The organism is Enterobacter sp. SORGH_AS_0287, assembly GCF_031453695.1.
GTDB classification, from domain to species: domain Bacteria; phylum Pseudomonadota; class Gammaproteobacteria; order Enterobacterales; family Enterobacteriaceae; genus Enterobacter; species Enterobacter ludwigii.
Genome location: NZ_JAVIZW010000001.1, coordinates 308,472 through 322,429, shown reverse-complemented (window position 1 = coordinate 322,429; position 13,958 = coordinate 308,472). Strand labels below are relative to the sequence as shown.

At 54.6% G+C, this 13,958-nt stretch carries 10 protein-coding genes; 2 read left to right on the top strand and 8 right to left on the bottom strand.

The window, feature by feature from the left end; genetic code table 11:
• Positions 1–71: 71 nt before the first annotated feature.
• Positions 72–1,724 carry a malate dehydrogenase (quinone) gene (gene mqo / locus QE396_RS01465; RefSeq protein WP_014170951.1) on the bottom strand — a complete coding sequence of 551 codons (1,653 nt, stop codon included), beginning with the start codon at positions 1,722–1,724 and terminating at the stop codon, positions 72–74.
• Between the two features lie 187 nt (positions 1,725–1,911).
• On the opposite strand from mqo, the gene QE396_RS01460 reads away from it, so the two are divergent.
• The gene (locus QE396_RS01460; RefSeq protein ID WP_032669916.1) at positions 1,912–3,201 is read left to right on the top strand and encodes a SulP family inorganic anion transporter; all 1,290 of its coding nucleotides are present in this window, start codon (positions 1,912–1,914) and stop codon (positions 3,199–3,201) included.
• Here QE396_RS01460 and mgtE read toward each other — a convergent pair.
• From mgtE to QE396_RS01430, 7 genes are all read right to left on the bottom strand, one after another.
• Entirely contained in the window at positions 3,164–4,600 is a 1,437-nt protein-coding gene (gene mgtE / locus QE396_RS01455) for a magnesium transporter (RefSeq protein WP_020883169.1), read from the bottom strand. The genes QE396_RS01460 and mgtE overlap by 38 nt on opposite strands.
• Positions 4,601–4,747: 147 nt before the next feature.
• Positions 4,748–6,391 carry a multidrug ABC transporter permease/ATP-binding protein gene (locus QE396_RS01450; RefSeq protein ID WP_014170954.1) on the bottom strand — a complete coding sequence of 548 codons (1,644 nt, stop codon included), beginning with the start codon at positions 6,389–6,391 and terminating at the stop codon, positions 4,748–4,750.
• Positions 6,392–6,466: 75 nt separating this feature from the next.
• Positions 6,467–7,117: a DNA oxidative demethylase AlkB gene (gene alkB, locus QE396_RS01445; RefSeq protein ID WP_020883168.1), complete on the bottom strand. Its 651-nt coding sequence runs from the start codon at positions 7,115–7,117 to the stop codon at positions 6,467–6,469.
• Positions 7,117–7,998 carry a bifunctional DNA-binding transcriptional regulator/O6-methylguanine-DNA methyltransferase Ada gene (gene ada / locus QE396_RS01440; protein ID WP_404997358.1) on the bottom strand — a complete coding sequence of 294 codons (882 nt, stop codon included), beginning with the start codon at positions 7,996–7,998 and terminating at the stop codon, positions 7,117–7,119. Before ada ends, alkB begins: the two co-directional genes overlap by 1 nt.
• Complete coding sequence (locus QE396_RS23455) at positions 7,913–8,179, bottom strand: Ada metal-binding domain-containing protein (protein ID WP_404997357.1); 267 nt, start codon at positions 8,177–8,179, stop codon at positions 7,913–7,915. The genes ada and QE396_RS23455 overlap by 86 nt, the downstream gene beginning before the upstream one ends.
• A 69-nt stretch (positions 8,180–8,248) precedes the next feature.
• Entirely contained in the window at positions 8,249–9,304 is a 1,056-nt protein-coding gene (gene apbE, locus QE396_RS01435) for an FAD:protein FMN transferase ApbE (protein ID WP_020883166.1), read from the bottom strand.
• Positions 9,305–9,417: 113 nt separating this feature from the next.
• Positions 9,418–10,533, bottom strand: coding sequence for a porin OmpC (locus QE396_RS01430; protein WP_020883165.1), 1,116 nt, complete (start codon positions 10,531–10,533; stop codon positions 9,418–9,420).
• A 744-nt stretch (positions 10,534–11,277) separates the two neighbouring features.
• On the opposite strand from QE396_RS01430, the gene rcsD reads away from it, so the two are divergent.
• The gene (gene rcsD / locus QE396_RS01425; protein ID WP_020883163.1) at positions 11,278–13,950 is read left to right on the top strand and encodes a phosphotransferase RcsD; all 2,673 of its coding nucleotides are present in this window, start codon (positions 11,278–11,280) and stop codon (positions 13,948–13,950) included.
• The last annotated feature ends 8 nt before the right edge of the window (positions 13,951–13,958 follow it).

Below are 13,958 nucleotides of genomic sequence, written 5' to 3'. Positions count from 1 at the left end.
GCCTGACCCGGCCATGATACTGTGCGGTTTAATAAGCCGGGTAAGCGCTAACGCTACCCGGCTTTTTCACATCAGAGTGCGATATCCGCGACCGGTTTGTTTTCCGCCTGAGGCTTCAGCTCTGCCTTCGGTGCTGCGTCAGCAGCAGCTTGCGGCTTCACATATTGCAGCTGCAGAACGCGGCTGGTGTATTCCAGTTCCTGTTCCGTCGCGTCAACGTTACCGTTCAGCTTAGTGCCGTAAGAAGGAATAATGGTTTTCAGTTTTGCCTGCCATTCCGGGCTGGCAACTTTGTCTTTAAACACTTTTTCCATCAGATGCAGCATGATTGGCGCAGCGGTAGAAGCCCCCGGTGACGCACCCAGCAGCGCAGCAACAGTGCCTTCTTTGTCACTGACCACTTCGGTACCCAGACGCAGTACACCGCCCTCTTTCGGATCGCGTTTGATGATCTGTACACGCTGACCCGCCTGCCATAAACGCCAGTCTTCTTTCTTCGCCTGCGGATAGTACTCTTTCAGCGCGTCAAAGCGTTCATCGTCAGAGAGCATCACCTGGCTAATCAGGTATTTCACCAGATCGAAGTTATCCAGACCGACGTCCATCATGGGCTTAACGTTAGAGGTGGTGGTCGCACTCAGCAGGTCCCACAGGGAACCGTTTTTCAGGAACTTCGTGGAGAAGGTCGCGAATGGCCCGAACAGCACCACACGTTTACCGTCAAGCACGCGGGTGTCGATGTGTGGAACGGACATGGGTGGCGCACCAACGGAAGCCTGACCGTAGACTTTTGCCAGATGACGATTCACCACTTCCGGGTTTTCAGACACCAGGAACTGACCGCCCACCGGGAAGCCTGCGTAATCGTCAGCTTCCGGAATACCGGTTTCCTGCAGCAGTTTCAGCGCCGCGCCGCCCGCACCAATAAAGACAAACTTCGCCTTGATGACGTGCTCTTCTTCATTGTGTTTCAGATCGGCAACGGTCACGCTCCAGCTGTTATCCGCATTGCGCTTAAAGCCACGCACTTCGGTGCTGAGCTGCAGATTAAAGTTCTCTTTTTTCTGCAGGGAACCTACCAGCTGGCGGGTAATTTCGCCGTAGTTCACGTCAGTACCAATTTCAGTACGAGTCGCGGCGACTTTCTGGTTCGGGTCACGACCTTCCATGACCAGCGGAGCCCACTCTTTAATCTGCGCGTGATCTTCGGAGTATTTCATGCCGCGGAACAGCGTGCTCTGCTGCAGAGCCGCATAGCGCGCACGCAGGAAGTTAACGTTCTGCTCGCCCCACACAAAGCTCATGTGCGGCACGGTGTTGATGAAGGAGTGCGGATCGTGCATTACGCCGCTGTTCACCTGGTGAGACCAGAACTGGCGAGAAATCTGGAATGCTTCGTTGATCTCAACCGCCTTCTCGATACTAATGGAACCGTCCTTTTTCTGCGGTGTGTAGTTCAGTTCCATGAGTGCCGAATGGCCCGTACCGGCGTTGTTCCAGCCGTTCGAGCTCTCCTGCGCCACGCCATCGAGGCGCTCGACCATGGTCATAGACCAGTCTGGCTGCAGTTCTTGCAGATAGGTTCCCAGCGTGGCGCTCATAATACCGCCACCAATTAAAAGGACGTCCGTTTCCTGCTCTTTTGGCGTGTCAGCTTTTGCCGCCATTGAGACGGTATTCAGCCCCACGGCCAGAGACAAGAGCATGGCAGTCATTTTTTTCATAATTTATGCCTTAGTGTAAAAGTGCGTGATGCGTGGAAATTGCAGGTGAAAAAAGCTGCGCGGGAACGGTAACAACTTTTAAATGGTGTTTAAAGGTTAAGAAATTATTGTAATTGTGAAATTTAATGATGGATTGTTTGTGAGGGATTACCTATGCGGCTGGCAAAAGGCGGCTTTTCTGGCTAGTATGTTGCGTTTTGTGATCGCGCGCACGGAAGCCTGCCCTAACCTGCGAAGTGTTATGTCATTACCCGATTCTTCTTTACCCCATGAAGGCCATGTCGCCTCGGTGTTACGCTCTCCCCGGCTGCTGATGCGTGAAACGCTGGCGGGCGTGATTACTGCCCTGGCGCTTATTCCTGAAGTGATTTCGTTTTCTGTCGTGGCAGGGGTTGATCCTAAAGTCAGCCTGATTGCTTCCGTGGTGCTGTGTCTTGCCCTGTCCGTGCTCGGCGGCCGCCCGGCAATGGTCACGGCGGCAGCGGGTTCCGTGGCGCTGGTGATTGGCCCGATGGTGCATCAGCATGGCGTGCAGTACATTTTGCCGGCCGTTCTGCTGGCCGGGGCGATCCAGATCCTCTTCGGCGTGCTCGGTATGGCGCGACTGATGCGCTTTATTCCGCAGTCGGTGATGACCGGGTTTGTTAACGCGCTCGGTATTTTGATTTTCTTCGCCCAAGTTCCCCATTTCTGGAGCCGAAGCCCGCTGATTGTGGGCCTGTTCGTGCTGACGCTGCTGATCGTCCTCTGGGTGCCCCGCTATATCAAAAGTATCCCCGCGCCGCTTATTGCCATTGTGGTGTTAACCCTGTTTACCGTGACCACCGGGCAAATCCTGCCGACCGTGGGTGACGAAGGCACCATGAGCGGTGGCCTGCCCGGGCTGACGCAGCTGCTTGTCCCGCTGAACACCGATACGCTGAGCATTATCTGGCCATGCGCATTAAGCATTGCGTTTGTGGGCCTGCTGGAGTCGCTGCTGACGGCAAAACTGGTGGATGAGCTGACGGCGACCCCGTCCGGCAAGCGCCGCGAAAGCATTGGTCTGGGCATCGGTAACATTCTGGCCGGCTGGTATGGCGGTATCGCAGGCTGCGCCATGATTGGTCAAACCATCGTCAACGTGGAGATGGGCAAAGGCCGCAGCCGCATTTCCACTGTTGCGGCCGGTCTGGTGCTTCTGGTGCTGGTGACGGCGCTGAGTGAAGTGATGGCCAGCATCCCGATGGCCGTGCTGGCCGGGATTATGGCGATTGTCGCCGTCAAAACCTTCAGCTGGCATAGCCTGCAGCCCGCGACGGTGAAAAATGCCCCCCTTGCGGAAACGGTCGTGATGCTGGTGACCGTTGCAGCCACGGTATCAACCGGTAACCTGGCCATTGGCGTGCTGGGCGGGATTATCGTGATGGCACTCCTTCCCGCCCGAATTAAGCGTCGGGTTAAAGAAGAAAAAGCGTTGCCAGCCCAAGAAAAATAAAGAAGCCGCCCGTATCGGTGATGGCAGTGATCATGACGCTCGACCCCACTGCGGGGTCGCGCCCGAGTTTTGTCATCGTCAACGGGATGATGACGCCCATCATCGACGCAACCAGCAGGTTCAGCACCATCGCCAGCATCATCACGCCGCCTAATGCCATATCGTCGTACAGCCACCAGGTAATGCCGCCCATAATTCCGCCCCACACCAGGCCATTAATCAGCGCCACGCCCATCTCTCTGAAGATCAGGAAGGCAAAGTTACCCGGCTGAATGTTCTCCAGCGCCAGCGCGCGAACAATCATGGTGATGGTCTGGTTGCCGGTGTTGCCGCCTATCCCGGCCACAATCGGCATCAGCGAGGCTAACGCGACCAGCTGCGAAATGGTGTGTTCGAAGCCATCAATCACGCGGGAGGCGATAAACGCGGTACAGAGGTTAATGGCAAGCCAGGCCCAGCGGGTTTTGACCGCCTTGCCCACGGAGGCATGGACGTCATCTTCGGCGCTGATCCCACCAAGCGCACGCAGATCGTTATCGGTCTCTTCGTAGACCACGTCAACGATCTCATCGATTGTCAGACGTCCCATCAGCTTGCCGACCGAGTCCACGACCGCCGCACTCACGAGGTCGTCACGTTCGAAGGTACGCGCGGCTTTTTCCGCGTCATCCTCCGGCGAGAAGACCATCGGCTCGTTTTCCATGACCTCGCTCACCCGCCGCTGAGTGCTGTTGAGCAGGATCGTTTTCAGCTCCAGCTCACCAAGCAAGGTTTTATCCCGCGAGGTCACGAACAGTTTATCGGTGTTGTCGGGCATACTGCCCAGGCGGCGTAAATAGCGCTGCACCGTGCCGAGCGTGACGTCCGGGCGCACCGTGATGACGCCAAACTCCATAATTGCGCCAACGCTGTGTTTATCGTAGTGCATCACCTGGCGCACGCGCGCCCGCTCATCGGCAGGCAGCGAGGCCAGCAGTCGGCCGGTCAGGTTACGCGGCAGGTGTTGAACAAGGTAAATCTGCTCGTCGATATCCAGCGTTTGCAGGGCATCAAGAATATCCCGGTCGCTCATCTCATCGATAAGATCATCCCAGACGTTTTCCGACGCCTCCAGCAGCACCTGCCCGCGCTCGTGATCCTGCACCAGACGCCACAGGGCGTGACGCTCTTCCGAGGGAAGTGCTTCGAGGGTATCCGCCAGGTCGGGCGGAGGCAAATGGGCAACCAGTGCACCTACCTCAGCAATATCGTCGGCTAAAGTGCCGACATCATATTGCTCAGCCAGGGTCAGTTTTCCCAGTAACGCAGACGTGACCGCTTTATCGGTCGTGAGAAGCCAGATGAGACGCGCACGTTCCTGGTCACGCTGCCGGGCGCTGTTTTTCTTTAATACCGACATCAATCATAAATCCATGAAATGAGATGGCATTAAGCATAGCGCGGGGATATGTAAATAAGAATAAACAACGGGACGGGATGCATAAAAAAGCGGCACATCGGCCGCGATTTTATCCCCTCTCCCGGTCGGAGAGGGTCAGACGAGACATCAGGCCGTGCGTGCTACCGCATCACGAGACGCCGCATCGCGCTCCTCGCCGGTCAACTCGCTGAGCTTGCCGTCGCGCATCTCCAGCAGACGGTCGGCATGAATGAAGTAGTGATCGTCATGGCTGATGGCGAAAATAGTTTTGCCCATCGCCTTCATCAACGGCAGTAACACCTGATAAAACTCGCGGCGGAAATGCGGGTCCTGGTCTGCCGCCCATTCATCAAGCAGGATGATGTCGCGCTCTTCAGCCAGTGCCAGCAGCAGCGCCACGCGCTTTTTCTGCCCCTTCGAGAGTTTCAGGTTCAGGATTTTACCGTCCTGAAGCTCAAGCTTATGGGACATCTGCAGTTGCCCAAGCCATTTCTCCACCAGCGCAGGGTTAGCCTGCTGCCCTTCCGGCCCCAGCAGGTGATCAAAGAGCCAGACATCGGTGAAGACCGCCGAGAAGAGCTTGCGATAATCCTCAGGTTTCTCCGCGCTCAGCGCTTTGCCATCCAGCAAAATCTCGCCCGATTGCGGCTGATATAAACCGGTGAGCAGCATCGCCAGCGTGGATTTCCCGCTACCGTTACCGCCAATCAGGAACAGCAGTTCGCCGCGATGAATCGTCAGGTTTACCGGTCCGACGGAAAAAGCGTTGTCCTGATAGCGGAACATGACGTTACGCAGCTCCAGGGTTTGCCAGTTCGGGAAGGCCTGCGGGCGTGGGAATTCGGCTTTAAACGGTGCGAGATCGAATTTATTGAGCTTGTTAAACGCCACCTGAGCGCTCAGCAACGTTGGCAATGCGCCCACGGCGGAGAGGAGCGGTGTACGTAAAAACAGCAGCGTCAGTGAATAGGTCGCCGCGACGTTGGTATCCGCCCATCCCAGACTGTTCGCCATCCAGAAGACCAGACCAATGGCGCCCAACATCATAATGTTCGACCAGTTCACCGCGCTCAGGTGGAAGGTATCGGCGCGAATGATGTGATGCCGGTATTCGCGGGCATCGGGAATATAGAGATGGTTAAAGATATGCTCGGCACGCTCGCGATTCAGGGTCAGCTCTTTACGCCCTTCCAGCACGGTCTGGTAATCGTTATAGAGCTTATCCTCGGTTTCACGCAGCACCGCCATGTGTTTATAGACGCGCGACACCAGCAGAAAACCGCCCCAGATGGTGATAACAATCCACAGCGCAGTGACCGCCAGCATTTTTGTGGAGAGCCAGGCGAGATACGCCGCCGAACCAAAGGTCAAAATAATGCCCTGCACCAGCTCCGGCAGACGAACGAAGGCAATGGTAATGGCGCGCACGTCGCTGGTCAGCCCTGCCAGCAGGGAGGCACTTCCAAGCTGCTCAACGCGTTCTACCTGCGTGTCCAGAATACGCTTGATAAATTCACTGCGCAGACGGAAAACGAAATGGTGTCCCAGCGCCGTCAGCGCCAGCTGCGAGCCGAGCGTCACCGCCATCAACAGCAGTAGCAGGCCAAGAAACTCCGGCAGGACGGCGAGTGAGGTATCGACCATTTCAATCAAGCGCACGTTAATAAACGCGATCAGGCCGATACCTAACGCGGCGCTGGCGAGGCTTAACGCCATGACGGCAATGAAGGGCCAGCGATACTGACGCCAGACGAGGAGAAGTAGTTGCATGCAGGCAATCCGGGCAATAAAAATCAGCCAGCAGTTTAAACTGCCGGACGGTTACATCAAGAATAATTCTTATTTTTATTGGCCACGGGATGCCTGCCGGAACGTCAGGTTAAGACGGAACTCGCCGGTCTGAGGATGTACTCCCGGTTTGAGGGGCTGAATGCCGTGATAAAAAAGCCGCGATTCCCTGCCCCAAACCACCACATCACCGTGCTCAAGCATGAGCCGTTTCAGCGGATCGTTACGGCGTAATCCGCCAAACTGGAAGACCGCGGGCAGGCCTAAGGATACCGAGACGATCGGCGCGCGCAGATCGGGTTCATCCTTGTCCTGATGCAGCGAGAGCTTTGCCCCCACGGCGTAGCGGTTAATCAGACAGGCATCCGGGCGAAAGTCGGCATAGCCCGCTTCAACGGCGGCGTCATGGCAGAGCGCCCGAAAAACGTCAGGCATCGGCGGCCATGGCTGGCCGGTTACAGGATCGCCCGGGGCATATACATAGCCCTGCGCGTTTGTCGCCCAGCCCAGTTCCCCGCAGTTCGTCATCGCCACCGACATGGTGTACCCCCCGGGTGTCACCATGTGTCGAAACGGCGAGACCGCCGCCACCTCATCGATGCCGGCAAGCAGCGCCGCCGCGCGGGAAAGCGCAAAGCGGCGCAGGATCACCGCGCCGGGCGCAAGGGGCTCCTGCCAGGGTTCCGCATCCGCAAAAAGATCGAGCATTATCCCTCCGGGTTCTTTGCCTCACGTTTCAGTAACAACGCCTTTCGTTCTGTCCCCCAGCGGTAGCCTGAAAGCGCACCGTCGTGACGAACAACACGGTGGCAGGGGATGATAACGGCCAGTTTATTTGCGGCACAGGCTCCCGCCACCGCACGGACAGCGCCTGGGCTACCGATCGTCTGCGCCACCTGGCGATAACTTGCCGTTTCACCGCGGGGAATGTCACGAAGCGCCTGCCACACACGCTGCTGGAAAGCGGTGCCCCGAATATCCAGCGGAAGTGCCAGCGGCACGGTATGGTCATCGATAGCGCTAATCACCCGCTCAATACGCCGGGCGAATTCTCCTTCCAGCGTTTCTCGCTCTGCTTTTGGAAACAGCGTCAAAAGCTCCTCGGTTAATGTCGCATCGTCGTCACCCAGCAGAATCGCGCAGATCCCGCGCTCGCTTTCACCCACCAGGCAACGGCCTAACGAACACTCACCAATCGCATAACGCACCGCCACATCCCCTTTCCGGTACTGCTTCGCCGTCATGCCCAGCGCAGCGTTGGCTTGACGATAATAGCTGCTGCTGTCAGGAAACCCGGCGGCCAGCACGGCATCGGTAATTTTGTCCCCCTGCGCAAGCGCGGTACGCAGGCGTTGTACCCGCGCCGCCTGTTGCCAGGCTTTAGGCGTCATACCGGTAACGGACTTAAACAAGCGGTGGAAGTGGAAAGGACTCATGGCGACCTGCTGCGCCAGCATTTCCAGCGTTAACGCGGGATCGCGCTCCAGCAGACGGCAGGCATGTTCAACTTTTTGCCAGCGTCTGTTCCTGCGGATCGCGTTTGTCCGGCTGACAGCGTTTACACGGGCGAAACCCTGCCTGAAGGGCATGATCTACATCGGGGTAGAAGCGGACATTTTTACGTAACGCGTGGCGGGCACGGCAGGACGGACGACAGACGATCCCCGTCGTTTGCACGGCAAAGACAAACTGATCGTCAGCACGTGGATCGCGAGCCAGCACGGCCAGCCAGCGATCGTCATCGGTAGTAAAGGTCGGGTTTTTCATCATCAGCTCCTCTTACAAGCATACATACAGCGTGCCCGAGTGCCACTGATTAAAAACCCGCAACCTTGCTTTTTAATTCTTATCACTCACCAGGAAGCTGTCGAACTGCGGCGAACTCCAGGTTTTGAAGCCATCAGCCTCTTTGGTGATCATATAGACAGCCAGTCCTTCCTGGCGGACCACCTCTTTGGCTTTCTCCGGACCGAGGACCATTAAACCGGTATCCCAGGCATCGGCTTCCAGCGCGGTGGGGGCAATGACCGTCACCGAGACCAGATTATGCGCGATAGGGCGGCCGGTCTGCGGATCGATGACATGCGAAATCCGCTTCCCGTCGAGCTCATAATAGTTACGGTAGCTTCCGGAGGTGCTGATACCGTGACCGTTGATATCCACAATCGCCTGTACGGCGTTTTGCTGGTCGGTCGGTTTTTGAATCGCCACCCGCCACGGATTACCGCTGGCATTCATGCCGCGGCTGACTAACGCACCGCCCACGGACACCAGGTAACGCGAAATACCTTCCTGGGCCATCAGCGCGGCCAGATGATCTGCCGCATACCCTTCCCCTACCGTCGACAGATCAACAAACAGATCGGGAATATCTTTTTGCAGGTACTGTTGCCCGTACTGGTTGATCACCGACAGGTGCTGCAACCCTGTCCGGGCGCGGGCGTCATCTATCGCCGCCTGGTCAGGTGTGGTGACAGGCTGCTTGTTCGGGCCAAACCCCCACAGGTTAACCAGCGGCCCCACGGTCACGTCCATCGCGCCGTTGGTCTTGTAGCCCACGCGCATTGATTCGGTCACGATATCGGCCATTGCTTCACTCACCGGCCACAGGGAAGTGCTGGTAGAGAGGTTAAAGCGCATCAGCGCAGAGTCATTTTTGTAGGTCGAAAGAAGCTGATCGTCGGCGTCCAGCTGCGACTGAATTTTGCTGCGAAGTTCGTCAGCGCGTGTCTTATCGAGATTCATCACGCTGACACGCCAGAATGTGCCCATCGTTTTGCCTTCCAGCACCGTCGCCGCGGGAGCATCCGTTTTGGCCACAGGCGTGGAAGAGTCACATGCTGTCAGGAAAAAAAGTATAGCCAGGAAGCTGGCGCGTAAAAAAGTCATGTCCATTCATTATTATCCTCATGCCAGGGCGGCAAGAGTACACCAAAAGGGTGAATTGTAAGAACCGAAAAGGCACGAAAAAGGGGCCATAAGGCCCCCTTTGTCACACGATGAAGCGATTAGAACTGGTAAACCAGACCCAGCGCTACGATATCATCAGTACCGATACCCGCCTGACGGGTGAATTCATTTTCATCAACCAGGTTGATTTTGTAATCAACGTAGGTGGACATGTTTTTGTTGAAGTAGTAAGTCGCGCCAACATCAACATATTTCAGCAGATCCTGATCGCCGTAACCTTCGATGTCTTTACCTTTGGACTGCAGGTAAGCCACGGATGGACGCAGACCGAAGTCGAACTGGTACTGAGCAACCACTTCGAAGTTCTGTGCTTTGTTAGCAAAGCCGTAAATGTCGCTGCTGCTCTGAGAGTTACCGAAACGGGTTGCGTTATAGGTCTGAGAGTACTGCGCCGCCAGGTAGATGTTGTTGGCGTCGTATTTCAGGCCACCAGAGTAAACTTCAGCACGATCGCCTTCGCCTTTCAGCGCCAGGTTAGCGGTGTCGTTCTGGTCAGCAGTACGTTTAGAAGAAGACATCGCACCACCGATGCTGAAGCCTTCGCCCAGGTTGTAGGTCACAGACGCGCCGTAACCGTCACCGTTCTGTTTCAGGGTGCTACGACCGGAATCGTTTTCACCGCTTACGCTGCCGTTTTTACCCTGATACTGCAGAGCAAAGTTCAGGCCATCAACCAGACCGAAGAAGTCCTGGTTACGGTAGGTTGCTACGCCGTTAGCACGGGATTGCAGGAAGTTGTCTGCACCGTAGGTGTCGCCGCCAAATTCTGGCAGAACGTCAGTCCAGGACGTTACGTCGTAGATCACACCGTAGTTACGACCATAATCGAAAGAACCCGCGTCAGCGAATTTCAGACCCGCGAACGCTACACGCGTCCAGGACTGGTTGTCGCTTTCAGAGGTGTTGCCCTGAATCTGGTATTCCCACTGGCCGTAACCGGTCAGCTGATCGTTAACCTGGGTTTCGCCTTTGAAGCCAAGACGCATGTAAGTCTGGTCGCCATCATTGCTCTTGTCGTCAGAGAAATAGTGCAGACCATCAACTTTGCCGTACAGATCTAATTTGTTGCCATCTTTGTTATAAATTTCAGCCGCATTTGCTGCGCCTGCCACCAGCAGAGCTGGTACCAGGAGGGACAGTACTTTAACTTTCATTTTATTAACCCTCTGTTATATGCCTTATAATTGCCACTGCTTACTGATTAACCCTCATTAACCAGTCGGCAATTTCATTCTCCGCAAAATTACAGAATAATCCAACGGGAATATGATACGAAAACTTTGAAAATGTTTCATTTCACGATAAACATGTTTCAAAATGTAAATATCAAGGAACTTTTACAAAGCACAGAGAGCTTAAGAATTTAGCACTTATCATCAAGCGAGAAGAAAAAACATTTAAATTCAGTAAACTACATTAAAAATATTTACAGCACTGAATGACAAAACAAGATCGGCCGTTATCTCTAAAATAACTCTCGCTATCATCATTAACTTTATTTATTACCGTCATTCAGATTTGAATGTCTGTTTATCCCTAATTCTACCGAATGCCTGGCATTCGGTTTTTTTTTTACCTTTCTTTACGTAGCATGCGATTTTTTGTGCTACCGCACTGAAATTGTAACGACTATTAACTAAATTCGTTTTCTCTCTCCTCGAGAACCGCGTCATTACTGCAAATCTCAATTTCTTGTTAATTCGTGCTATTTACCGGTATGTATCGGTTTTTATTTGTACACTCTCACTCGCTTTGTACATGTTTCATGCAATGGCGTTCTCCGATATTGTCAGTCGAAAAAGTGGCGGGTTCAAAGAGCGTGACGCTGGAAATTCAGGTATTACCCTTTATACTGCCCTATCGCCATAGAGCACGACCATTACGGGTTAAAGATATCAATGAGTCAGACTGAAACTACCGCTCCGAGCAAATTCTCCCTCTTACCCGGGAGCATCACCCGTTTCTTTCTTCTTTTGATCGTTGTGCTGCTAGTCACAATGGGGGTTATGGTTCAGAGCGCGGTTAACGCCTGGCTGAAGGACAAGAGCTATCAGGTTGTTGATATCACCCACGCCGTCCACAAGCGCATTGATACCTGGCGCTATGCAACCTGGCAGATTTACGACAACATCGCGGCCGCGCCGGCAACCTCCTCCGGAGACGGGCTTCAGGAGACTCGCCTGAAGCAGGACGTCTATTATCTGGAAAAACCACAGCGCAAAACCGAAGCGCTGATCTTCGGCTCTCATGACAGCGCGACGCTTGAGATGACCCAGCGCATCTCAACCTATCTTGATACCCTTTGGGGTGCCGAGACGGTGCCGTGGTCAATGTACTATCTGAACGGTCAGGACAACAGCATGATCCTGATCTCAACCCTGCCGCTAAAAGATCTCTCTTCCGGTTTCAAAGAGACGACCGTGGGCAGCATTGTCGATTCCCGCCGGGCAGAAATGCTGCAGCAGGCGAACGCCCTTGATGAACGTGAGAGCTTCTCATCTCTGCGCCGCCTCGCCTGGCAGAATGGCCATTACTTTACGCTGCGTACCACCTTTAACCAGCCAGGCCATCTGGCGACGGTGGTGGCCTTCGATTTGCCCATCAATGACTTGATTCCACCGGATATGCCGCTCGACAGCTTCCGTCTGGAGCCGGACAGCAGCACTCAGAATATGCGTGCCGCATCGGATAAAGAGGCCGCAGAGAGCGTATCGATCTCCTTTAACGGCTCGAAAATCGAAATTGCCTCTTCGCTGAACTCAACCGGTATGCGTCTGGTGTGGCAAGTGCCGTTCGGCACCCTGCTGCTTGATACGCTGCAAAATATCCTGCTGCCCCTGCTGCTGAATATCGGCCTGCTGGCGCTGGCGCTGTTTGGCTACAGCACGTTCCGCTTCCAGTCAGGGCGTCAAAGCGATGCCGCCCCGGTCCCGGCAGGAACCAGTAACGAACTGCGCGTGTTGCGCGCGCTGAATGAAGAGATTATTTCCGTGCTGCCGCTTGGGGTGCTGGTTCACGATCAGGAAGCCAACCGTACGGTGATGAGCAATAAAATTGCTGACCACCTGCTGCCTCATCTCAATCTGCAGAACATCACCGCTATGGCGGATCAACATCAGGGCGTGATTCAGGCCACCATTAATAACGAGCTGTATGAGATCCGACAGTTCCGCAGCCAGATCGCCTCCCGCACGCAGATCTTCATCATCCGCGATCAGGATCGTGAAGTGCTGGTGAATAAAAAGCTCAAGCAGGCACAACGTCTGTATGAGAAAAACCAGCAGGGGCGCGCTGCCTTTATGCAGAATATTGGTGATGCCTTCAAGAAGCCGTTAAAAATGCTGGCGACCCAGGCGGCGGCGCTGAATACATCTGAAAGCCATCAGCTTGCCTGCCAGGCCGACTCGCTGGTGCGCATGGTAGATGAGATCCAGCTGGCGAATATGCTCGAAAATGATTTCTGGAAAGGAACGCCGACTCTCTTCTCTATCCAGAATCTGATCGATGAAGTGGTGCCTGAGGTCCTGCCCGTGATTAAGCGCAAAGGGCTGCAGCTGCTGATCAATAACCATTTACCGGCGAATGATGAACGTCATGGCGATCGCGAAGCGCTGCGTCGCATTCTGCTGATGATTATTCAGTACGCCGTCACCACCACCCAGATCGGCAAGATCACCCTGGAAGTCAGTACCGACGAGTCGGCTGAAGATCGCCTGACGTTCCGTATCCTGGATACCGGGGAAGGCGTAACGACAAGTGAAATTGATAATCTGCATTTCCCGTTCCTGAATGACACCCAGAGCGATCATTACGGCAAGGCCAATGCCCTGACCTTCTGGCTGTGCGATCAGCTGGCACGTAAGCTCGGTGGCCATCTGAATATCAAGGCCCGCGAATCACTTGGCACGCGTTACTCACTGCACGTTAAAATGGCGGCGAATCCACAGGAAGAAGACGAAGAACGCCTGCTGGATGATGTGGTCGTGATGGTGGATGTGACCTCGAATGAGATCCGCAATATTGTGGTTCGTCAGTTAGAAAACTGGGGCGCGGCCTGCATAACGCCGGATGAAAGACTCTCAAGTCAAGAATTTGATCTGTTTTTAACTGATAATCCGTCTAATCTTACTGCCTCCGGCTTGCTTTTAAGCGATGATGAGCCAGGCGTGCGAAAAATCGGCCCAGGCCAGCTGCGCGTCAACTTTAATATAAGCAATGCGATGCAGGAAGCTGTACTACAACTAATAGAAGAGCAACTGGCGCAGGAAGAGATAGCGGAATCACCGTTAGGCGGCAATGAAAATGCCGAGCTTCACGCCAGCGGATACTATTCACTCTTTGTTGATACAGTACCAGATGATGTTAAGCGGTTGTATACTGAGTCCGCTGCGAATGATTTTGCAGCGCTGGCACAGACAGCACACCGGCTTAAAGGGGTGTTTGCCATGCTTAATCTGGTTCCCGGCAAGCAGTTATGTGAAACGCTGGAACATCTAATTCGTGAGAAAGATGCCTCTGGCATTGAAAAATACATCAGCGACATTGACGCCTACGTCAAAAGCTTGCTGTAGCAAGGTAG

What these genes read in the sequence shown, in the direction of transcription:
- alkB (WP_020883168.1), bottom strand. Translation starts at nt 7,117, where the DNA reads ATGCTCGATCTTTTTGCGGATGCGGAACCCTGGCAGGAGCCCCTTGCG.
- mgtE (WP_020883169.1), bottom strand. Translation starts at nt 4,600, where the DNA reads ATGTCGGTATTAAAGAAAAACAGCGCCCGGCAGCGTGACCAGGAACGT.
- QE396_RS01430 (WP_020883165.1), bottom strand. Translation starts at nt 10,533, where the DNA reads ATGAAAGTTAAAGTACTGTCCCTCCTGGTACCAGCTCTGCTGGTGGCA.
- QE396_RS01450 (WP_014170954.1), bottom strand. Translation starts at nt 6,391, where the DNA reads ATGCAACTACTTCTCCTCGTCTGGCGTCAGTATCGCTGGCCCTTCATT.
- QE396_RS23455 (WP_404997357.1), bottom strand. Translation starts at nt 8,179, where the DNA reads ATGATGAAAAACCCGACCTTTACTACCGATGACGATCGCTGGCTGGCC.
- QE396_RS01460 (WP_032669916.1), top strand. Translation starts at nt 1,912, where the DNA reads ATGTTGCGTTTTGTGATCGCGCGCACGGAAGCCTGCCCTAACCTGCGA.
- mqo (WP_014170951.1), bottom strand. Translation starts at nt 1,724, where the DNA reads ATGAAAAAAATGACTGCCATGCTCTTGTCTCTGGCCGTGGGGCTGAAT.
- apbE (WP_020883166.1), bottom strand. Translation starts at nt 9,304, where the DNA reads ATGGACATGACTTTTTTACGCGCCAGCTTCCTGGCTATACTTTTTTTC.
- ada (WP_404997358.1), bottom strand. Translation starts at nt 7,998, where the DNA reads ATGCCCTTCAGGCAGGGTTTCGCCCGTGTAAACGCTGTCAGCCGGACA.
- rcsD (WP_020883163.1), top strand. Translation starts at nt 11,278, where the DNA reads ATGAGTCAGACTGAAACTACCGCTCCGAGCAAATTCTCCCTCTTACCC.